17 protein-coding genes and 1 pseudogene are annotated in these 20,572 nt (G+C 67.9%); 15 read left to right on the top strand and 3 right to left on the bottom strand.

From position 1 onward, the window contains the following. Window positions 1–699: a glycosyltransferase family 2 protein gene (locus AB3K78_RS12850; RefSeq protein WP_416443834.1), complete on the bottom strand. Its 699-nt coding sequence runs from the start codon at window positions 697–699 to the stop codon at window positions 1–3. A 183-nt stretch (window positions 700–882) separates the two neighbouring features. Between AB3K78_RS12850 and AB3K78_RS12845 the strand changes: the two genes are divergently transcribed. From AB3K78_RS12845 to AB3K78_RS12790, 12 genes and pseudogenes are all read left to right on the top strand, one after another. After that, window positions 883–2,907: an LGFP repeat-containing protein gene (locus AB3K78_RS12845; protein WP_416443832.1), complete on the top strand. Its 2,025-nt coding sequence runs from the start codon at window positions 883–885 to the stop codon at window positions 2,905–2,907. Between the two features lie 91 nt (window positions 2,908–2,998). Then, window positions 2,999–4,110, top strand: a pseudogene (locus AB3K78_RS12840) (DegT/DnrJ/EryC1/StrS family aminotransferase). Window positions 4,111–4,117: 7 nt separating this feature from the next. Then, complete coding sequence (locus AB3K78_RS12835; RefSeq protein WP_416443830.1) at window positions 4,118–5,293, top strand: glycosyltransferase family 4 protein; 1,176 nt, start codon at window positions 4,118–4,120, stop codon at window positions 5,291–5,293. Next, window positions 5,290–6,459, top strand: a complete 1,170-nt coding sequence (locus AB3K78_RS12830; RefSeq protein ID WP_416443828.1) for a hypothetical protein — start codon at window positions 5,290–5,292, stop codon at window positions 6,457–6,459. Before AB3K78_RS12835 ends, AB3K78_RS12830 begins: the two co-directional genes overlap by 4 nt. Window positions 6,460–6,496: 37 nt before the next feature. Next, a complete protein-coding gene (locus AB3K78_RS12825; protein WP_416443826.1) occupies window positions 6,497–6,679 on the top strand; it encodes a hypothetical protein in 183 nt (60 codons plus the stop codon). Continuing rightward, window positions 6,676–8,289, top strand: coding sequence for an ABC transporter ATP-binding protein (locus AB3K78_RS12820; protein WP_416443824.1), 1,614 nt, complete (start codon window positions 6,676–6,678; stop codon window positions 8,287–8,289). Before AB3K78_RS12825 ends, AB3K78_RS12820 begins: the two co-directional genes overlap by 4 nt. Further along, entirely contained in the window at window positions 8,286–9,422 is a 1,137-nt protein-coding gene (locus AB3K78_RS12815) for a glycosyltransferase family 2 protein (RefSeq protein ID WP_416443822.1), read from the top strand. The genes AB3K78_RS12820 and AB3K78_RS12815 overlap by 4 nt, the downstream gene beginning before the upstream one ends. Continuing rightward, on the top strand, window positions 9,415–10,059 hold the full coding sequence (locus tag AB3K78_RS12810; RefSeq protein WP_416443820.1) for a glycosyltransferase: 645 nt from the start codon (window positions 9,415–9,417) through the stop codon (window positions 10,057–10,059). The genes AB3K78_RS12815 and AB3K78_RS12810 overlap by 8 nt, the downstream gene beginning before the upstream one ends. Before the next feature lie 11 nt (window positions 10,060–10,070). Further along, the gene (locus AB3K78_RS12805) at window positions 10,071–10,562 is read left to right on the top strand and encodes a hypothetical protein (protein WP_416443818.1); all 492 of its coding nucleotides are present in this window, start codon (window positions 10,071–10,073) and stop codon (window positions 10,560–10,562) included. Further along, on the top strand, window positions 10,559–11,770 hold the full coding sequence (locus tag AB3K78_RS12800) for a glycosyltransferase family 2 protein (RefSeq protein WP_416443816.1): 1,212 nt from the start codon (window positions 10,559–10,561) through the stop codon (window positions 11,768–11,770). Before AB3K78_RS12805 ends, AB3K78_RS12800 begins: the two co-directional genes overlap by 4 nt. Then, entirely contained in the window at window positions 11,743–12,960 is a 1,218-nt protein-coding gene (locus AB3K78_RS12795; protein ID WP_416443814.1) for an acyltransferase family protein, read from the top strand. The genes AB3K78_RS12800 and AB3K78_RS12795 overlap by 28 nt, the downstream gene beginning before the upstream one ends. 259 nt (window positions 12,961–13,219) lie before the next feature. Further along, window positions 13,220–15,325 carry a glycosyltransferase family protein gene (locus AB3K78_RS12790; protein ID WP_416443812.1) on the top strand — a complete coding sequence of 702 codons (2,106 nt, stop codon included), beginning with the start codon at window positions 13,220–13,222 and terminating at the stop codon, window positions 15,323–15,325. Between the two features lie 36 nt (window positions 15,326–15,361). Here the strand turns inward: AB3K78_RS12790 and wecB are convergent, their stop codons facing one another. Further along, a complete protein-coding gene (wecB, locus tag AB3K78_RS12785) occupies window positions 15,362–16,429 on the bottom strand; it encodes a non-hydrolyzing UDP-N-acetylglucosamine 2-epimerase (protein WP_416443810.1) in 1,068 nt (355 codons plus the stop codon). Window positions 16,430–16,470: 41 nt separating this feature from the next. On the opposite strand from wecB, the gene AB3K78_RS12780 reads away from it, so the two are divergent. The 3 genes from AB3K78_RS12780 to AB3K78_RS12770 are packed head-to-tail and all read left to right on the top strand — an operon-like array spanning window position 16,471 to window position 19,606. Then, window positions 16,471–17,565 carry a glycosyltransferase family 4 protein gene (locus tag AB3K78_RS12780; RefSeq protein WP_416443808.1) on the top strand — a complete coding sequence of 365 codons (1,095 nt, stop codon included), beginning with the start codon at window positions 16,471–16,473 and terminating at the stop codon, window positions 17,563–17,565. A gap of 57 nt (window positions 17,566–17,622) precedes the next feature. After that, a complete protein-coding gene (locus AB3K78_RS12775) occupies window positions 17,623–18,912 on the top strand; it encodes a nucleotide sugar dehydrogenase (RefSeq protein WP_416443806.1) in 1,290 nt (429 codons plus the stop codon). Window positions 18,913–18,931: 19 nt separating this feature from the next. Then, on the top strand, window positions 18,932–19,606 hold the full coding sequence (locus AB3K78_RS12770) for a GCN5 family acetyltransferase (protein ID WP_416443804.1): 675 nt from the start codon (window positions 18,932–18,934) through the stop codon (window positions 19,604–19,606). A gap of 39 nt (window positions 19,607–19,645) precedes the next feature. Here AB3K78_RS12770 and AB3K78_RS12765 read toward each other — a convergent pair whose 3' ends face one another. After that, entirely contained in the window at window positions 19,646–20,569 is a 924-nt protein-coding gene (locus AB3K78_RS12765) for an LpxD N-terminal domain-containing protein (protein WP_416443802.1), read from the bottom strand. Between the last annotated feature and the right edge of the window lie 3 nt (window positions 20,570–20,572).

Below are 20,572 nucleotides of genomic sequence, written 5' to 3'. Positions count from 1 at the left end.
CTATCGGATGATGAGGTCGATGAGGATGTTGACCGAATTGAGCAGGGACTGCCCCTTGGCCTTGGAGTACTCGCTGTAGATGACCTCGACGGGCTGTTCCGCGTAGGGGAGGCCGGTCCTGCCGAGCTGCACGACGATCTCGGTCCCGTGCGCCATGCGATCCTGCCGCAGGTGGATCCTGCGCAGCGCATCCTCGCGGATCACGCGCAGCCCGTTGTGGGCGTCGGTGAGACGGGTGCGAGTCGTCCAGTTCGTGACCGCGACGGCCGTCTTCAGCACGACCTTCTTCAGGAAGCCGGGCTTGGTCCGATCGTCCAGGAAGCGGGAGCCGAAGACGATCGCGAGGTCGTCGGTGCGCGAGCGGTCGAGCATCGCGACCGCGTCGACCACCCGGTGCTGCCCGTCGGCGTCGAAGGTCACCACGTAGCGGGCCCCGCGCTCGAGCGCGTACTCGAAGCCCGTCTGGAGCGCCGCGCCCTGGCCGAGGTTGATGGGATGCGTGACGATGCGCGCACCCGCTTCCGCCGCAACGCCGCCCGAGCCGTCGGTCGAGCCGTCGTCGACGCAGACGACCTTGCCGAAGCTCGGCAGCAGGTCCCGGACGACATCGCCGATCACCGTCGCCTCGTTGTAGAGGGGGATCACGACCCAGGTGTCGGGGTTGCCAGGAGCGGCGGTCTCGCTCGCGGGGTCAGTCATGCACAACATTCTGACAGACCCGGCCTGTGCCGTAGGCGCGTCCTCCTGCAGCGGGACCGACGCGAACTCTCGGCGCTGACGGGCTCTCGGCTTGTCAGGGGGTGACGCAGCAGCTACCGTTGACCCGAACTTTCAAGCTCGGGTCGAATGTTGGATCCGGGCCAGGTGCGAGGAGCAAACGTCATGGCGTCGGAACGACCGCGGAGCGTTCGAGGCCTCCTGATCACGCTCACGAGCGCCGCGGCGCTCCTCGTCGGCTCCCTGGTCGGCGGGCCGGCGGCGCAGGCGGCCCCGGTCGTCGGATTCGAGGCCGGGAACATCATCTCCGACGGCCTGTTCTACGACGGCAACGCCATGAGCGCGGCCCAGGTGCAGACCTTCCTGAACGGGAAGGTTCCGCGGTGCACCATCGGAGACCCGGGGCGCACCCCCGGCACGCCCATCTACGGCTCGACCGTGGCCGGTGCCTGCCTGCGCAATTACACGATGAACACCACGAGCCGGGCCGCCAACGCCTACTGCTCGGCGTACGCCGGTGCCGCGAACGAGTCCGCCGCCGCGATCATCGCCAAGGTCGGCAGGGCCTGTGGGATCAGCCAGAAGGTGCTGCTCGTGATGCTCGAGAAGGAGCAGAGCCTGGTGCAGGACGACTGGCCCACCGTGCGCCAGTTCAACGTGGCCATGGGATACGCCTGCCCGGACTCGGGGCCGAACAACTCGGCGAACTGCGACCCGACCCAGACCGGTTTCTACCAGCAGGTCTACCGCGCGGCATGGCAGCTGAAGGTGTACCGGGCGTTCCCGAACGACTACAACTACCGTCCGTTCGCGAGCAACGCGATCCAGTGGCACCCGAACGCCGGGTGCGGCACCTCGCAGGTGTACATCCAGAACTGGGCGACGGCCGCGCTGTACATCTACACGCCGTACCGGCCGAACCAGGCCGCGCTCAACGCGGGCTGGGGAACGGGCGATGCCTGCTCGTCCTACGGCAACCGCAACTTCTACAACTTCTACACGACCTGGTTCGGCAGCACGAAGGGCATCGACGTCGACCAGCGCCTGCTGGCCTTCTACAACGCCAACGGCGGCGCTCAGGGCAAGTATGGCGCCCCGGTGGCCGCCGCGACCGCGGTATCGACCGGGATCGAGCAGCGTTTCGCCGGCGGTCGCCTGTACTGGTCGCAGAAGACCGGGACGAGCGCCGTGGTCGGCGGGTTCCTGAGCGGATACCTGAACGCCGGCGGCCCGGGGAGCTATCTCGGGTTCCCCACGGGGATCGAGTCGCTGATCGCCGGAGGGTCCCGCCAGGAGTTCGAGCGCGGTACCGGCTATTGGACCGCGAAGGACGGGACCGCGTTCATCAATGGCGCGATCCGCTCGCTGTACGGCAGCGAGGGCGGGCCCTCGGGCTACCTCGGATTCCCCATCGGGGACGAGGTGCGTGCTGGTGGGGTGTCGCGTCAGGAGTTCCAGAACGGGACGGCGTATTGGTCGGCTGCGACGGGTCCGTCGGTGATCAATGGTGCGATTCGTTCGTTGTACAACAGCGAGGGTGGTCCGTCGGGGTATCTGGGGCTGCCGGTCGGTCCTGAGGTGCGTGCTGGTGGGGTGTCGCGTCAGGAGTTCCAGAACGGGACGGCGTATTGGTCGGCTGCGACGGGTCCGTCGGTGATCAATGGTGCGATTCGTTCGTTGTACAACAGCGAGGGTGGTCCGTCGGGGTATCTGGGGCTGCCGGTCGGTCCTGAGGTGCGTGCTGGTGGGGTGTCGCGTCAGGAGTTCCAGAACGGGACGGCGTATTGGTCGGCTGCGACGGGTCCGTCGGTGATCAATGGTGCGATTCGTTCGTTGTACAACAGCGAGGGTGGTCCGTCGGGGTATCTGGGGCTGCCGGTCGGTCCTGAGGTGCGTGCTGGTGGGGTGTCGCGTCAGGAGTTCCAGAACGGGACGGCGTATTGGTCGGCTCCGACGGGCGCCGCGCTCATCAACGGTGCGATCCGGGCGACCTATCAGGCGAACTGGGGTCCCTCGAGCGCGCTCGGTCTGCCGATCGGCCCCGAGGTCCGTTCGAACGGCTCGGCGACGCAGCGCTTCGAGCACGGCACCATGACCTGGACGGCGAAGACCGGAGTGACGGTGACGCTGCAGGCGACGACGCGGACGCCGGCTGCGGTGCAATCGCCGACGCCGAGCCCCGCTTCCTGAACGCCGGGCTGCCGGGGGTCTAAGACGTGTGCGGTACTCTGAAAGCTGCATTGCGCCCGGTAATCAGTACTGAAAGACGAGGCAACACCGCATGGCATCCGAGTTCATCCCCGCTGCGAAGCCCATCATCGGAGACGAGGAGCGTGCGGCGGTCGACCGCGTGCTGCGCTCGGGAATGATCGCCCAGGGGCCCGAGGTCAAGACCTTCGAGCAGGAGTTCTCGCAGCACTTCGTGCAGGGCCGCGCGACCGTCGCCGTCAACTCGGGCACGAGCGGTCAGCACCTCGGCCTGCTCGCCGCCGGCGTCGGAGCGGGCGACGAGGTCATCGTGCCCTCCTTCACGTTCGCGGCGACGGGCAACTCGGTCGCGCTCACCGGTGCGACGCCCGTGTTCGCCGACATCGAGCCCGACTCCTTCACGCTCGACCCCGAGTCCGTCCGCGCCGCGATCACGCCGCGCACCAAGGGCATCATGCCGGTGCACCTCTACGGGCACCCGTTCCTCGTCGACCAGATCGAGGCGATCGCGCAGGAGCACGGTCTCGCCATCTACGAGGACGCGGCGCAGGCCCACGGCGCGAGCTGGGACGGCCGCCCCGTCGGCACCCTCGGAGACTTCGCCATGTTCAGCCTGTACCCGACCAAGAACATGACCTCGGGCGAGGGCGGCATGGTCACGTGCGCGAACGAGGAGATCGCCCGGCAGATGCGCCTGCTGCGCAACCAGGGCATGGAGACCCAGTACGCGAACGAGGTCATCGGCTTCAACACGCGCATGACCGACATCCACGCCGCCATCGGTCGCGTGCAGCTCACCAAGGTCGACGGCTGGACCGCGCAGCGCCAGCGGAACGCCGCCGTGCTGAACGCGGGCCTCGCGGATCTCGCCGGGGTGCTGACGCCCCGGGTCCACGAGAAGGCCGTGCATGTCTACCACCAGTACACGATCCGGGTGGATGCCGCCGAGCGCGATCGCATCCACACGGCGCTGAAGGAGGAGCACGGGGTCGGCTCGGGGTCTACTACCCGATCCCGAACCACCGCCTCCCGTCGCTCGCCCACTTCGCACCGGGTCTCGACCTGCCGGAGACCGAGCGAGCGGCACGCGAGGTGCTGTCGCTGCCCGTGCACCCGTCGCTCTCCGAGGGTGATCTCGAGCGCATCGTCTCCGCGGTCTCCGCGGTCGTGCGCGCCGGCGCGTAAGGGGATCATGCGAGTCGCCATCGCGAGCCGCATTTTCGAGCCGGAACCGAGCGCGGCCTCGTTCCGGCTCGCTGCTTTGGCGACCGCATTCGCCGAGGCCGGGAACGATGTGACGGTCCTGACGGTCCGTCCCGCACATGACGCGGTGGAATCCGCGGCGTCGGATCGACGGCGAGCGTTTCACGTGAAGCGCTTCCCGGTACTGCGTGATCGGACCGGGTACGTGCGCGGGTACCTGCAGTACCTGAGCTTCGACGTGCCGCTGTTCTTCCGCATTCTGCTCGGCCCCAAACGCGACCTGGTCATCAGCGAGCCTCCACCCACCACGGGCTTCTTCGTGCGGTTGGCCGCGATGCTGCGCCGCACCCCGTATGCCTACTACGCAGCTGATATCTGGTCTGACGCCAGCGAATCGACGGGGGCTCCGGCATTCGTCGTCGGTGTCGTCCGTGGCATGGAGCGCTTCGCCATGAGCGGAGCCCGCGGGGTGCTCTCGGTGAACGACGGGGTCACCGCTCGGATTCGAGAGATCGCCCCGAAGGCCCGTGTGCATACGGTCGGGAACGGTATCGACACGGCGGTGTTCTCTGCCGAGGGGCCGAAGATGGAAGCCGGTCGCTACCTGATCTACTCCGGAACCGCTTCGGAGTGGCAGGGTGCTGGCATCTTTATCGATGCACTTGAGCGGGTCCTGCCTGAGGTGCCTGATGCGCGGCTCGTGTTCCTCGGACAGGGGAGCGACTGGGAGGCGCTGCGGAAGCGTGCATCGCAGTTGCCCGATGGCGCTGTCGAGTTCGTGCCGACAGTGCCGCCGACCGAGGCGGCCGCCTGGATGCGCGGTGCCGTTGCGAGCCTTGCATCGATCCGACCCGACGCGGGGTACAGCTTCGCATTCCCGACGAAGGTGTTCGCGTCCTGGGCGAGCGGTACGCCGGTGGTCTACGCCGGCCCGGGTCCGGTACGCGATTTCATCGCGGTGCACGGCGACGAGGCCGCGCTCGGGGCCGACTGCGACTACGAGCTGACCGATGTGACGGATGCGCTGCGTCACGCATTCGCACGGGATCTCAGCGACGATGCTCGCCTGGCGACCGGCGAGTGGGCCGCGCAGAACGTCAGTCTGAATGCGGTTGCGCTCCGCGCGGTCGCCGCGCTCGGCGGCTCGAAGAATGAACCCGCATGAGCGGCCCAGGCGTGGTGGACGTGCTGCGTTCACGGGCGTGGAGTGCGGTGGCCCTCCGCCGTCTGCGGCGCTCAGGGGTTCCGGTCTCGCCGGTGGCACCGAGCGATCACGCCGAGCGTCGAGTGCTCATCGGCCCGGCGAACAGTGCGGGGCAGGGCGATGCTTGGGCTCGGGCACTGGAGCGGAGCAGTGCTGGTCTTCAGGCGAGCAGCATGCAGTATTTGCAGGGCAATGAACACTACGGTTTTGCGGTTGATCTGCCCGTGCACAGTGGCGATGCCGCTCACTCCCGACGGTGGCAGCGTGCGCAGCTCGCATCGCTCGAGCGCTATCGAGGGATCCTGTGCGAGTCTGCTCAGCCGGTGCTCGGAAATCTGTTCCAGGGTGACACGGTTCGCCAGCTGGCCGTACTCGGTGAACGCGGGGTGCGCCTCGGGCTTGCGTTCCACGGAAGCGATCTGCGCGATCCTGACGCCCACATGTCGAAGGAACCGCTTTCGCACTTCGCTCTCGACCCGGCACTGACGGAGCAATTGCGCGCTTCGACCCGACGCAGCCGCGAGGCGATCGCCGCGAGCGGCTTGCCCGTGCTCGTCTCGACGCCTGATCTGCTCTCCGAGATCGAGAGCGCGGAGTGGCTGCCGGTGGTGATCGACCCGAACCTCTGGCGCACGGACACCGAGGTACTGGATCACGGCGGTCCGCTGCGGGTCGTGCATGCTCCCTCTCACGCCGGCTACAAGGGGTCCGAGCTGATCGATGGGACTCTGCAACGATTGCATGATGGCGGCTTGATCGACTACCACCGGGTGAGCGGGATCCCGCATGCGGAGATGGTGACGGTGTACCGCGATGCCGATGTGGTGCTCGACCAGTTCCGGATCGGCTCTTATGGGGTTGCCGCGTGTGAGGCGCTGGCGGCCGGCCGTATTGTGGTTTCGCACGTCTCCGAGGAAGTGCGGAACGAGATCGTTCGGCGCACCGGTTTCGAACTGCCTATCGTCGAGGCGACTCCCGACATCCTGGCCGAGGTGCTGAGCGGGATCGCCTCAGATCCAGTGCGAGCGCGGCGGATCGCCCGGTCGGGCGCCGACTACGTTGCAGCCTGGCACGACGGTGCGAAGAGCGGCGCCGTGCTCGCGAACTGGTTGGATGGCACGAAATGAGCGCGGCGCGAGTGCCGCGAACGATGAGAGGAACGCGATGAGAAGTCTCTGGACGACCATGCGCGAGCTGTTTGACGTGCTGCCGCGCGGAGCCAAGCCGTTCTATACCTGGTACGCGATCGGGACCGCACTGCTTGCGATCCTCGACACCGTCGCGCTCGTGCTGATCATGCTCCTCGTGACTCCACTTGTCTCGGGGGTCCCATCAAGCTTCCGGTGATCGGCGAGGTCTCGAGCGATGCGATTCCGTGGATGGCCGTGCTCGTGTGCGCACTGTTCATACTGAAAGGCGTGTTCGCGGTCCTGCTGCACTGGTTCGCGACGCGGCGTTTCGCTCGCTACGAGCTGGAGGTCGGTGACGAGCTGTTCCGCGGTTTCATGCGCGCCAGCTGGGAAACCCGTTCTCAGCTCAGCACCGCGGAAGTGACGCGTCTCGCCGACACGGCCATGGCGAATACCAATCTCGGTTTCATCCTGCCGCTCTCGCAGATTCCGGGGAACGCGGTGACCTTCGTCGCGGTGCTTTCGGTGCTGGTGTTCAGTCAGCCGTTGACTGCCCTGATCGCGTTCGTGTATCTCTCTGCGATCTCACTCATCATGCTGCTCGTGATCTCGCGCCGGGCGAAGCTGGCCGGCACGCACAATCGAGAGTTCAGCTTCCGCGTTGCGACGATCATGACCGAGATGATGGACGCGCTGAAGGAGGTCACGCTGCGCGGCAAGCTCGATGAGGTCGCGCGTGTGGTGTCGAAGAGCCGCAGCCGGGCTACCCGGGCACGCGCGAACCTCTCGTTCCTCGGCGTTGTGCCGAAGTACGCTTTTGAAGCTGCGCTGATCGGCGGTTTCCTGCTGATCGGCGGTGCCTCCTTCCTGATTGGAGGGGCCGCCGCCGCGGTCGCCTCAGTCACCATGTTCGCCGCGACCGGCTTCCGCATGATCCCCGCGATGAACGCCGTGCAGGGCGCCCTGCTTTCGGCCTCCGCGAACGAGATCTCGGCGCGTGATGTGATTCGTGAGCTGCGGGCGGCCCGCTCCGCCGCGGCGGCGCAACGGGAGCTGGTCGCGGCGCGAGACCGTGGGACGCTGCCCGAGCACCCGAGCCTCCTCGAACTGCGTGATGTTTCGTTCCGCTATCCGGGTTCCGAGCACGACGTGCTGCACGGTCTCTCGCTCACGGTCCCCTTCGGGAGCAGCCTTGCGGTCGTCGGCCCCTCCGGAGCCGGCAAATCGACGCTGATCGATATCCTGCTCGGGCTGAGCGAGCCGAGCGGCGGTGAGATGACCATCGACGGCCTGCCGCTCGGCGAGATCATGGCGCAGTGGCGGAGTCGCGTGGGCTACGTGCCGCAGCGCGTTGCGCTGTTCGATGCGTCCATTGCCCAGAATGTCGCACTGAGCTGGGAAGACGACTACGAACTAGATCGCGTGACGGACGCCCTCGAACGTGCGCACCTCGGTGATCTCGCACAGCGTGGCGACGGACTGCTCGAACCCATCGGCGAGCGGGGCCAGGCGATCTCGGGCGGGCAGCAACAGCGTCTCGGCATCGCTCGCGCGCTCTACTCCGACCCGCTCGTCATGGTGATGGACGAGGCCACGAGCGCGCTCGACACCGCTACCGAGAATCGAGTAACCGAGTCGATGCGCGAGCTGCAGGGGCACGTCACCTTCATCACGGTGGCGCATCGTCTGGCCACGATCAAGGAGTACGATCAGGTCTGCTACCTCGACCGCGGACGTATTCTCGGCAGCGGCACCTTCGACGAGGTCGTCGCGCAGGTCCCCGACTTCAGGCTGCAGGCTACGCTCGCCGGGCTGGTGCACGAATGACACCGTCGGAACGGCCCACGCTCGACATCGTCATTCCCGTGCACAGCGCGTCACGGCCCATCGAGCGCGCGGTGCGCAGCGTCATCGGCGAAGGCATCGAGGGCGTCGGCGCCGTAGTGGTGTGCCACAACATCGCCGAGGAGGAGATCGCGGTTCGGCTCGGGGAGCTCGCGACCGATCCTCGGGTTCGGCTCTTCGAGCTGCGCGACGGGATCCCCTCGCCGGCCGGCCCCCTGAACGAGGGGGTGCGGCGGTCCGCATCCGAGTACGTCGGCTTCCTCGGCTCCGACGATGAGCTTTCGCCCGGTGCGCTCGCTGCCTGGCTGGACGAGCTGCGCGATCGGCCGTCGGTGCTGATCGGCCAGCTCGTGACCGAACTGGGCGGTAGGATCCTGGCACCGGCCCCTCGTCCCGGTCGGTGTGAGGACCTCGACCCAGTCCTCGATCTCCTGAACCTGCGAGCGGCGCCGGTCGGCGTGCTGGTACAGCGGACGGTGCTGCTCGACCAGCGTTCGCCGGGGTTCCGTGCGGGATTCCGCACCGGCGAAGATATTGCGCTTGGCCTGTACCTGTGGAACTGCACTGGGCGGATTCGGTATTCGCGGTGTCCGGTCGGGTACTACGGACATGAGACCGGCGGCGACCGCGTCACGGGGCAGAGGTTCGCGCCAGACGAGATCGCTGCTCCGATTCTTGAAGCGCTCGAACTGCCCGTGCTGCGCGAGCTGCCGCGCAGGCGCAGGCAGGCGATCGGAGTGAAGCTGGCTCGTCATCACGTGCTCTATTGGCTGCGTGCGTCTCAGACTTCGGGAATGCTCGACGACCAGCTGATGCGCGCCGCCGGCGCGATGATGGAGCGCATCGTGTCCTTTGCCCCGGGCGTGCTCGGCTTCTTCCCCGTGAGCGAGACGCGGGTGTTCCGCGCGCTCGGCGGGCCGGATCTCGGCCGGCTCGTGACGGCGCTCGGTGCTGCTGAGCGGACGAATTATCGGTGGAAGCTCATCCCGAGGAACCCGTTGCGCCTGTTCGCCCCCGAGACGTTCATGATGTTCGCGCGCCGAACCCGTGCGAGCGCACAGCAGTTCCCTGCTCCTGAGACTCCTGCGCGCGCAGAAGGAGGACGACATGACTGATCCGCGCCCGACACTTCTGATCGTGTCGTTCTCGGACATCGCGAACGACGCCAGGGTGAAGAAGCAGCTGCTCTTGTTCGCCGAGCACTATCGAGTGCTGAGCTGCGGTTTCGGTGAGCAGTTGCGTGACGACATCCCGCATATCCGGCTCGATTCCTCCGAGAGCCGGTTCGTCCGGTACCTGGAGGCGATCCTGCTGCGTCTGCGTTGGTATCGCCTGACCTACTGGTTGCACCCGTGGGTGCGCCGTACCCGTCGCGCGTTGCGCGGACGCAGTTTCGACGCGGCCATCGCCAATGACCTCGACACGCTCGGCGTCGTGCTGCGGATCGTCGGTGACGAGCGCACGCACGCTGAACTGCACGAGTACTTCCCAGGGCTCTACGACCAGGTGCCGGCCTGGAACCGCCTGCGTCGGCCCTACCTGCAGTGGCAGTTGCGGGCACATGCGACCCGGGCGGCGTCGGTCACCACCGTCTCGGACACCATTGCGGAGCGGTACCGGGCCGAATTCGGTTTCGACAGCGAGGTGGTTCGAAACGCGGCCCCGATGCAGCAGCTGGAGCCGGGCCCGGTGTCGCGCCCGCTGCGGATCGTGCATTCGGGGGAGCGCAGGCGAACCGGCGGATCGAAGTGATGATGGAGGCGGTGGCACGCACCGACCTCGACGCAACGCTCGACCTCTACTTGACGCAGCAGGGCACCCCCTACGCCGATGGCCTCGCAAAGCTCGCCGAGGAGCTGGGTGAACGGATCAGGCTGCACCCACCCGTGCCGCAGGCCGAGCTGGTGGGCGTGCTGAACGGCTACGACGTGGGTATTCATGTGCTGCCGCCGACCAACACGAACAATGCGCTCGCACTGCCGAACAAGTTCTTCGATTACGTGCAGGCGCGGCTCGGCATCGTCATCGGCCCGACGGCTGACATGGCGAAGCTGGTGCGGCAGTACAAGGTCGGTGCGGTGGCCGAGGGCTTCGGCGTCGATGACGTGGTTCGGACACTGGACCGGATCGATCCGGAGCAGGTGGCCGAATGGAAGCGGAATGCGCACGCTCACGCGGAGGAGGCGAGTGCTGAGCGTCAGGAGCAAGCCTGGCGGGATGCGATCGCTGCGTTGGTGAACAAGGCGGACCAGTGACCAGCGCACCATCCGTCGCCGTCGATGTGGTGATCGCGGTGCACCAGCCGACGCGGCCGGTCGAACGCGCGGTGGCATCAGTGCTCGACGGTACTCGGGCGCCGGTGCGTGTCACCGTCGTCGTGCACAACACTGACGCGGAGCCGATCCGCCGGCGCCTCGGCGATCATCTCGCCGACGAGCGGTTGCGGGTGGTCGAGTACCGCGATGGAATCCCCAGTCCGGCCGGCCCGATGAACCACGGGCTCGAGCTCGCAACGGCACCCTACGCCTCGCTGCTCGGTTCCGACGATGCGTTCGAGCCGGGCGCCATCGACGCCTGGCTGACCGCAGCCCGCTTGCCCGGAGGTGAGCCGGCCGATGCCGTGATCGCCCCGATCCGAATCTCGACGGGCGGTGAGCAGGCGCACCCTCCGGCGAGGCCGAGCCGAGTGCGGCGCGGCCTGCCGCTGGACCCGGTGCGTGACCGGCTGGTGTACCGTGCAGCACCGCTCGGCCTGATCGGGCGCGCGCGCTTCGCCGGACTCCGTTTCCCCGAAGGCCTGCAAACGGGTGAGGACCAGCCGTTCTCTGCGACCATGTGGTTCACGGCCGGCTCGCGCGTGGTGTTCCCCGCGGCCGGGCCGGGCTACCTGGGGCATGAGGACCAGTCGGACCGGGTGACCTTCGCCGCGCGGGCGGTAACCGATGAATTGCGCGTGCTCGACGACCTGCTCGATCCTGCGGCCGTCTGGATGCGGCGCCGCTCCGATCGTGTCTCGGTGGTGACGAAGTTCATCCGTTCGACGCTCTTCGACGCCGTGGCGAGCCGCGTCGAGGACCGCTGGAATTCCGGGACCACCGCGGAGCTGGCTGCGGCCGCTGCTCGATTGCGGGACTGCGAGCCGAGGGCCGTCGGGTTGCTCGCGCGTGCCGAGGGGCGGTTGTTCTCCAAGATTCTGGCCGGCGACGCAATCGCCGCCGAACTGACCCCTTGCTCGCCGAGCGATCGCGGCTGCGGAGCCTTGGCGCCGTCATCCCGAACCGCTGGTGGCTGGTCCTGCATTCGCAGGCTCCGCTCCGCCTGCACCTCGCGACGGTCGCGCTCCGCCGGGTCATGCGCGGCTAAGCGAAGGCAGCGGCGGCTCGTCCTCCGCACCGGTCGGCTCCTCACCGCGTCGAGTACCATGGGTGAGATGCAGTGCCGAAGCCAGATCGACGTCCGATGACACCGGGCAATGTCGTACTCGCGCAGCGGACCATTCGGCTTGACGCCCTGACCGGGCTGCGTTGGTGGGCGGCGTTCGCGGTGTTCGTCTACCACATGCGCATCTTCGCGCCGCTGCCGTCGTCGCACCTGCGAGCTCTCATCAACCAGGGCTTCTTCGGGGTGACCTTCTTCTTCGTGCTCTCGGGATTCGTGCTCACCTGGTCGATGCGCCCCGGCGTCTCGAAGTCGACCTTCTACACCCGTCGCTTTGCCCGAATCTGGCCGTCGCACATGGTCGGCTTGCTGCTCGCGGTACCGGTCTTTTACACGCTGAGCACGATTCCCGCTGGCAGCTTCCTGAAGCCGTTCGATCTTGGCATTCTGCTGCTCTCGGTCGTGGTGCTGCAGGGATGGTGGGCGGCCCCGAACGTTCTGTTCTCAGGGAACCCCGCCGCGTGGACCTTGACGGTCGAAGCGCTGTTCTATGCACTGCACCCCTGGATCTCGCGGCTGCTCACGCCGCTGTCGCGACGCGGCGCGCTCGGCGTTGCCGCCTTCGCGCTCGTCTGGGCTTTCGGCTATCGGCTCGGCGTGGTGCTCTGGCCGACATCATGGCTCGCGGCCGTGCCGATGCCCATCACCCGTGTGCCCGAGTTCCTCCTCGGCATGGGGCTCGCCTGGGCCATGCGTTCCGGCTGGGTGCCGAGGCTGCACTCGCTCGTCGGCATCGGGGCGCTCGCCGCAGTGCTGTTCGGGATCGTCTTCGCCACCTCGCGGCCGTCGCTGGCACCGCTGCTGCCGTTCAACAACGAGTTCTTCACGCTCGCGGTCGGCATCGCCATTGTCGCCATTGCGAGCCATACCCTGCGGGGGAAGCGCTCGATGTTCGAGCAGCGCTGGCAAGTCAAGCTCGGCGAGTGGTCGTTCGTCTTCTACCTGGTGCACGCAACGGTCATCTACCTTGCGTTGCGCCTTTTCGGCGGGCAGGCCGCTTCGTGGCGCAACCTGCTCTGGATGGCGGGCATATTCGCTATCGCGCTGCTGCTCTCATGGGCCGTGCACACGTACGTCGAGCGGCCCTGTGAAAAGTTGATTCGCGGGTGGAAGGATCGCCGCGACGCCAGGCGGGCGGTGCAGACCTCCGCAACGAGTGGCGGGTCGGGCGCCGGGGAACCCGAGACGTCGTTGATCGAGAAGGGCACGAAGTGAATCTGGGGCGATTGCTGAAGGAACGGCACCGCTTCCCGGCTCCGGTCAACCGCCTCATCGACTTCGGAGTCGATCACCCCCGCGGTTCCTCTGGCGGCGTTTGTCGCCGCTTGCGCGTCCCGCGGTCCCCGAGGAGATCCCAGATGCCCCGCGCCCGCCCGGCGATGCACGGGAACGAGTGCTGATCGGCCCGGTCAACTATTCCGGGCAGGGCACTGCGTGGGCGCGTGCCCTCGAAAAGCATCGCGCAGGCTGCTGGGTGCACGCCTTCGCGATCGAGGTGCCCGGCGGCTACTCGTTCGACACCGACACCGAGGTGCCGCTGCACGTGCATGCCTCGTCGCGGGAGTGGCAGGACGCGCAACTGGCTGCGCTCAGCCGTTGCACGCACGTGCTGGTGGAAGCCGAGCGGCCGCTGCTCGGACGTCGCTTCCGCGATTTCGAAGCAGAGGCGATTGAGCTGCGCGGGCGCGGGCTCGACGTCGCGTTTCTCGCGCACGGCACCGACGTTCGCATTCCGAGTCAGCACCTCGGCCTGACCCGATGGTCGCATTTTGCCGATTCCGACTTCTACGCTGGGCGCGAAGAGACGCTGGCCCGGCGCAACATCGCCGCGCTGCGACGGCTCGGCGGCCCACTGTTCGTGTCCACCCCCGACCTGCTCGCGTTCCTGCCGGAGGCGCAGTGGTGCCCGGTCATCGTCGATCCGCGCCGCTGGTTCGTTCGTGCCGCCGACGCGACACGGACCCGTCCCGTGGTGATGCACGCCCCGACCAACGCCAGGGTGAAGGGCACCGATCTGATCGAGCCGGTGCTGCACCGGCTCGAGGCAGAAGGCGTCATCGAGTACCGCCCGCTCCGAGGCGTCCCCTCGGCGAAGATGCCTGCGGCGTACGCCGAAGCGGATATCGTGCTCGATCAGTTCCGGATCGGCAGCTATGGAGTCGCGGCCTGCGAAACCATGGCCGCTGGTCGCGTCGTCATCGGACACCTCACCGATGAGGTGCGCGACACCGTCAAGCGCGAGACCGGGATCGAGTGCCCCGTGGTCGAGGCCGATCCCGACACGCTCGAAACCGTGCTGCGCCGGCTCGCCGCCGATCCCGCTGAGCGCGCCGCGCTGGCCGCGGCCGGGCGTGAATTCGTCGCCCGGGTGCACGACGGCACGATGAGCGCCGAGGTGCTCGGCGAGCACTGGCTGGACCTGCCGGCCCCGCAACTGCGCGGTGCCGGGGCGAGCGAGCCAGAGGTCGACGTGGTCATCGCCACGCACACCCCGCAGCGACCGGTCGAGCGCGCCGTCTCGTCGGCGGTGAACGGGAGCCGTGCCCACGTTCGTGCAACCGTGGTCGTTCACAACACCGACCCCGGTCCCATTCGGGCGGCGCTCGCCGGGTACATTCACGATCCGCGTGTGCGCATCGTCGAGTACGTCGACGGGATTCCGAGCCCTACCGGGCCGATGAACTACGGCCTCTCGCTCGCGACCGCGCCATATACCTCGTTGCTCGGGTCGGACGACGAGATCGCTCAGGGCGCGATCGACGCCTGGCTCGAAGCCGCGCGGCGGCATCGAGCCGGTGCGGTCATCGCCCGGATCGACTTCGCAGGCGGCGGGAGCGCGCCGCAGCCGCCGGTGCGCCCGCGATACCGAGAGCGCTGCGATCCGGTTCGGGACCGTCTCGCCTATCGCAGTGCACCGCTGGGGTTGATCTCGATGGAGCACTTCGGCGAACTGCGGCTCACCCCGGGTCTCGTCACCGGCGAAGACATCGCCTACAGCGCCCGCGTCTGGTTCTCGGGTGCTCCGATCCTGTTCCCACGTCGCGTGCGCGGCTACGTCGGGCACATCGATGGCGACGACCACATCTCGCAGGTGCTGCGACCGGTCCGTGCGGAGCTCGGCTTCGTCGATCCGCTGCTCGCGGAACCGTGGTTCGGCGCTCTGGGGGCGGCGCAGCGCGAGGCGCTTGTCGTGAAACTGCTGAGGGTGCAGTTCCTCGGCTTCGCGGGGTCCTGGGCCGAGCGGCTTTGTGACGCTCCTGACACCGACGCCGATCCGGGGAACGCGCTCACCGCCGAGGACCGGCGCGAACTCGGACGCCTGCGGATGCGGCTGGTGGCAGCGGCACCGCGCGCCGAGCGCCGACTGTCACGGGCCGAGCTGGAGCTGCTCGACGCCGTGTGCAACGCTGAGGCCGCGACCACCGAGATCGTTGCCGCGGGGAACAGGTGGCGTCGTCGTTTCACGCCGGCCGGCGTGCTGACCCGCAACCTGTTCGATCTGCTGCACCGGCAGGCCCCGCTCCGATACGGGATCGCCTCGCTGCGGCTCGCCCGCGAGCTTCGGCGCACCGCGCGCTGAGTCTGCGCGTGACCGGAGGCCACCGGGACGCTGCGCTCAGCCGATGCGCTCCACGATGGTCGCGACGGCTGCCTCGGCCGCGTGGCCGTCGCCGTACGGCGCAGCGTCGGTGTCTGCGGGGGCCGGGCGGGTCAGTGCCGCCGTGATCTCGTCGGGGGTGTTCGCGAGTACGTTCCAACCGAGCCCGACGGTCTCGACCCATTCGGTCTCATGGCGCACCGTGGTGCACGGGACGCGCAGCAGGAACGCCTCCTTCTGCAGCCCACCGGAGTCGGTGACGACGCCCGCGCTGCCGAGCACCGCGGCGATGAGCTCGGGGTAGGCGAGCGGATCGCGGGTGACGAGATTTCCGGAGTCGAGCGCGATCCCGTGCTCTTCGGCCTTCGCCCGCACTCGCGGGTGAGCGAGCAGCACGACGGGCCGGTCGGCGGCGCTCAGCGAAGCGACGACCTCAGCGAGTCGCTCGGGGTCGTTCGTGTTCTCGGCGCGGTGGATCGTGGCGACGTAGTAGCCGTCCGGCGCGTCCAGGTCGGCGAGCGGGTTCGGGGCATCGCCCGCGAGTACCCGATCCCGCACCTGGAACAGCACGTCCGTCATGACATCGCCGACGAGCACCGAGCGCTCGGCGAGGCCCTCGGTCGCGAGGTGCTGCATCGCGACCTCGGTCGGCGCGAGGCAGAGATCGGCGGCGTGGTCGGTGAGCACGCGGTTGTGCTCCTCGGGCATCGCGCGGTTGAAGGAGCGGAGGCCGGCCTCGAGGTGCGCGACGGGGAAGTGGAGCTTCACGGCGCTGACCGCGGCCGCGAGCGTCGAGTTGGTGTCACCGTAGACGAGGACGCAGTCGGGCTGGAACCGCTCGAGGACCTCGTCCATCTGGGCGAGCATCGCACCGGTCTGCACTCCGTGCGATCCGGAACCGACACCGAGGTGCGCATCGGGCTCGGGGATCCCGAGGTCGCGGAAGAAGACGTCGGAGAGCATCGGGTCGTAGTGCTGCCCGGTGTGCACGATAACGTGCTCGTGGCCGGCGGCGATGATCGCGTGGGCGATGGGGGCGAGCTTGACGAACTGGGGGCGCGCGCCCACGACACTCATGATCTTCATGGTTCGAGATTCTACCGGCGGGCGAGGCCTAGGATTGGGTGATGCGAGTCCTCGTCGTCACGCCCTGGTTCCCTTCGCCCGCTCATCGGGAGTCGGGCATCTTCAACTTGCGGGATGCGCGTCTGGTCGCTCGCGACCACGAGGTACGGGTGCTGCACCTCCTTCGGCCGGACTGGTACGACGCAACCGAGTCGACGGCGCGGATGGACGGGCTCGACGTCGTCAGGGTTCCGTTCTCGGTGACCGCCCCCGGCACCTGGTATCGCACGGCAGCGGCGCTGCGGGCAGCGTTGCGTGAGGCTGAATTGCTGCACACGATGGCGGCACCGGCTCTCCTGCCCTTCGCGCTGCGCCGGGTTCGGATCCCCTGGGTGCATACTGAGCATTTCTCGACGCTGGTCACCCCGGTCTCGCGCCCGGTCGCTGTGGCGCTCGGAATGCTCAGCACGCTGTTCCGCCGACCGGGTGAGGTGGTCGCGGTCAGTGCCGCGCTCGCCAGGGTCATCGATGCGCATCGGACGCGACCGGCCTCGGTGATCGGCAATGAGGTGATGCTGCCGATCGACGCAGTACCCGCTGGACACGACTTCGAAGGCCGGATCCGGCTCATCGGGGTCGGTGGCCTGCTGGCGCGGAAGGGGCCGCTCGAGGCCGTCGACGCCCTGGCCGCGCTCGTCGAACGGGGCGTCGATGCCGAACTCGTGTGGGCAGGGGACGGTGAACTGCGAACGGCGATGGTGGAGCGCGCGCGGGCCTCCGGGGTCGGGGAACGCCTCACACTGCTCGGTGCGGTCTCTCCCGATGAGCTGTCGCGTGAGCTGCTCCGGGCGACGATGTTCCTGCTCCCCGTCGAGACCGAGACCTTCGGAGTGGCCATCGCCGAGGCGCTCACTCATGGGCTCCCGGTCGTGACCTCCGGCACCGGCGGACACGAGGAGTTCCTCGAGGCGGACCGCTCGCGTCGGGTGGCGGAGCGCAGCGGTGCAGCGCTCGCGGATGCGGTGCAGGATCTCATCACCGACCGCGGACTACCGAGCCGGGCGACGATCGCGCGTCAGGCCGCGGAGCGCTTCTCAGAATCGGCGCGGGCCGACGGATACCGACGGGTCTACGCGAACGCGATCGCGCAGGGCTGAACGCCGCCGGCGCGAGCGCCAGCGATGCAGAGCGGGCTTGGCGTTAGACTGCTCCTCGTGAAGATCGCAGTAGTCGCTACCGGCAAGATCGGGCTCCCGCTTGCAACGCAGTACGCCTCGATGGGGCACGACGTGATCGGCGTCGACGTGAACCAGGCGCTGGTCGAGTGCATCAACCGCGGCGAAGAGCCGTTCCCGGGCGAAGCCGGTCTCGCTGAGCGGCTCGCCGAGCTCGTCCCGGCGGGCAAGCTCCGTGCCACCACCGACTACGCCGACGCCATTCCGGGGGCTGACGCCGTAGTGCTCGTGGTGCCCCTGCTCGTCGACGAAGAGACCTGGCAGCCCGATTTCAAGTGGATGGACGCGGCGACCCGCTCGCTCGCCGAGCACCTCACGCCAGGCACGCTCGTCTCGTACGAGACCACCCTGCCTGTCGGCACCACCCGCGGCCGATGGCTCCCGCTCATCGAAGAGGTGTCCGGTCTGAAGGAGGGCACCGACTTCCACCTCGTTTTCTCGCCGGAGCGCGTGTACACGGGGCGCGTCTACGCCGATCTCAAGAAGTACCCGAAGCTCGTCGGCGGCCTGAACGAAGCCGGCGCGAAGAAGGCGATCGAGTTCTACGAGTCGGTGCTGACCTTCGACGAGCGCGACGACATGCCGCGGCCGAACGGCGTGTGGGATCTCGGCTCCGCAGAGGCGGCCGAGATGGCGAAGCTCGCCGAGACGACCTACCGGGACGTGAACATCGGGCTGGCGAACCAGTTCGCCCGCTTCGCCGATACGGCCGGAATCGACGTGTACAAGGTGATCGAAGCCTGCAACACGCAGCCGTTCAGTCACATCCACCAGCCCGGCATCGCGGTCGGCGGTCACTGCATTCCCGTGTACCCTCGCCTGTACCTGTCGACGGACCCCGACGCCGACATCGTTCGCACGGCCCGCAACTACAACGCGACCATGCCCGCGTACGTGGTGGACCGCGTGCAGCAGACCATCGGCGATCTCGCCGGCCAGCGCGTGGTCGTGCTCGGCGCCTCCTACCGCGGTGGTGTGAAGGAGACCGCGGTCTCCGGTGTCTTCCCCACGGTTGAGGAGCTGACGAGGCGCGGTGCGATCGTCACCGTGCACGATCCGCTGTTCTCCGATGCGGAACTCGCGGGGTACGGCTTCACGGCGCACGCGATCGGTGATCCCGTCGATGTCGCCATCCTGCAGGCCGATCACGTTCAGTACCGAGAGCTCGGCCCCGCCGATTTCCCCGGCATCAAGCTCTTCGCCGACGGACGCAATGCCACCGATCCCGCCAGCTGGACCGGTGTCGCTCGCATCGTCATCGGCGCCTGAGCCGAACCGCGGAAGAACGATGAGTTCCCTGAAACCCACCCTGATCGATTTCTCGCTACGGTCGTACTCGGAGACGCTGCGCTCGTACCGGGATCATGGCTATGCCGTGACCAGCTTCGACGGCTTCTTCGAGAACGAGCAGCCGAAGCACCTGATTCTGCGCCACGACATCGACAACAGCATCGAGCAGGCTCTCCGCGTCGCACGAGTCGACGCTGAGGCCGGGTGCACCTCTTCGTTCTTCCTGCGCGTGCACGCTCGCGGGTACAACCTGCTCAGCCTGCAGTCGCTCGACATCATCCGCGAGATGGAGGAGCTGGGCCACGAAGTCGGCCTGCACCTCGAGGGCGGCATCTGCGAGGTCGTCGGCTCCGACAATCACGACTGGGCAGAACGCCAGCGTGCGGTGTTCGAAGCGGCCGTCGGCCGCCCACTGACCGGTTTCAGCCTGCACGAGCCCGCGCGGATGGGCGGGATCGAGTTCGCCGACGAGATCCGCGAGCGCTGGTCGGAGAACGTGCGCTACCACGCCTATGAGGATCGATTCATGATGCCGAGCATGAAGTACCTGAGCGATTCCAGCGGTCGCTGGCGCGAAGGTCACTTCGGCGAGTGGGTGGACCGTGTGCCGCAGCTGCAGGTGCTGACCCACCCGTTCTGGTGGTTCGAGAAGGTTCCTGCCGAGAACTACTGAGGCTCCTATGGTCGGGACCCCGGGTCCCGACCATACGACTTACTGCGCCGGGGTCTGGCTCGGCTTCGGCGGCAGGGGCTTCGCCGGATTGCCGACCCGCACCTCGCCCTCGGGCACGGTCTTGAGCGCGACGGCGCCGATCCCGAGCAGCGAACCACGGCCGAGGGTCACGCCCTGAATGATCGATGAGTTCGGCCCGAGCCACACCTCGTCTTCGAGCACGACGCTGCCCGACACCTCGGCGCAGGCCGTGACGATGACGTTGCGACCGAGCGTGCAATTGTGCGCGATGTGCACGTGGTCGTCGATCTTCGTGTAGTCGCCGACGACGGTCGGCTTGATGGTGCCGGAGCAGACCGTGGTGAAGCCGCCGACCTCGACGTGGTCGCCGATCACCACCGAGCCGAGGTGCGGGATACGGAAGTTGTTGCCGTCGGCGTCCTTCTCCATGCCGAAGCCCTCTTCACCGATCACCGCGTGGCTCTTGATGAGCGCGTTGGCGCCGATCACCACATTGCGTCCGATCACCACGTGATCCCGAACCTCGGATCCGGCACCGATCACGGCGCCCTCGCGTACGACCGTGAACTCGCCGATGTGGGCGCTCGCATCGACGGAGGCTCCGGGATGCACACGAGCGGTTTCCGCGATGCCCGGGATCACCTTCGGAGCGAAGTAGGCGGCGGATGCCTGGGCGAACGCCGCGCGAGGGTTCTCGACGGGGAGCAGCGCACCGGCTGCCGGTCTCGGCGCCGGGCCGGCAAGCGGTACGAACACCACGGCCCCGGAAGCGAGAGCCGCGCTGAGCGCTTCGGAGTAGCGGTCGATGTCGCTGACGAAGGTGAGCGCGCCGTGGCCGGCTTCCGAGATGGGCGCGAGCGAGAGGATGGCGAGGTCAGCGCCGATGAGTGCTGTCTGAAAGTCAGTGGCGATCGTGCGTGCGGTGGGGGAGACGCTGCTCATATG

Source organism: Leucobacter sp. HNU (genome assembly GCF_047946755.1).
Taxonomy (GTDB): domain Bacteria; phylum Actinomycetota; class Actinomycetes; order Actinomycetales; family Microbacteriaceae; genus Leucobacter.
The sequence above is the reverse complement of the archived record's forward strand: the minus strand, read 5'-3'. Positions and strand labels throughout refer to the sequence as shown.

Excerpts from the sequence above, each read along its gene's own strand:
- AB3K78_RS12810 (WP_416443820.1), top strand. The coding sequence starts at position 9,415 with ATGACTGATCCGCGCCCGACACTTCTGATCGTGTCGTTCTCGGACATC.
- AB3K78_RS12850 (WP_416443834.1), bottom strand. The coding sequence starts at position 699 with ATGACTGACCCCGCGAGCGAGACCGCCGCTCCTGGCAACCCCGACACC.
- AB3K78_RS12835 (WP_416443830.1), top strand. The coding sequence starts at position 4,118 with ATGCGAGTCGCCATCGCGAGCCGCATTTTCGAGCCGGAACCGAGCGCG.
- AB3K78_RS12815 (WP_416443822.1), top strand. The coding sequence starts at position 8,286 with ATGACACCGTCGGAACGGCCCACGCTCGACATCGTCATTCCCGTGCAC.
- AB3K78_RS12825 (WP_416443826.1), top strand. The coding sequence starts at position 6,497 with ATGAGAAGTCTCTGGACGACCATGCGCGAGCTGTTTGACGTGCTGCCG.
- AB3K78_RS12830 (WP_416443828.1), top strand. The coding sequence starts at position 5,290 with ATGAGCGGCCCAGGCGTGGTGGACGTGCTGCGTTCACGGGCGTGGAGT.
- AB3K78_RS12845 (WP_416443832.1), top strand. The coding sequence starts at position 883 with ATGGCGTCGGAACGACCGCGGAGCGTTCGAGGCCTCCTGATCACGCTC.
- AB3K78_RS12770 (WP_416443804.1), top strand. The coding sequence starts at position 18,932 with ATGAGTTCCCTGAAACCCACCCTGATCGATTTCTCGCTACGGTCGTAC.
- AB3K78_RS12765 (WP_416443802.1), bottom strand. The coding sequence starts at position 20,569 with ATGAGCAGCGTCTCCCCCACCGCACGCACGATCGCCACTGACTTTCAG.
- AB3K78_RS12780 (WP_416443808.1), top strand. The coding sequence starts at position 16,471 with ATGCGAGTCCTCGTCGTCACGCCCTGGTTCCCTTCGCCCGCTCATCGG.
- wecB (WP_416443810.1), bottom strand. The coding sequence starts at position 16,429 with ATGAAGATCATGAGTGTCGTGGGCGCGCGCCCCCAGTTCGTCAAGCTC.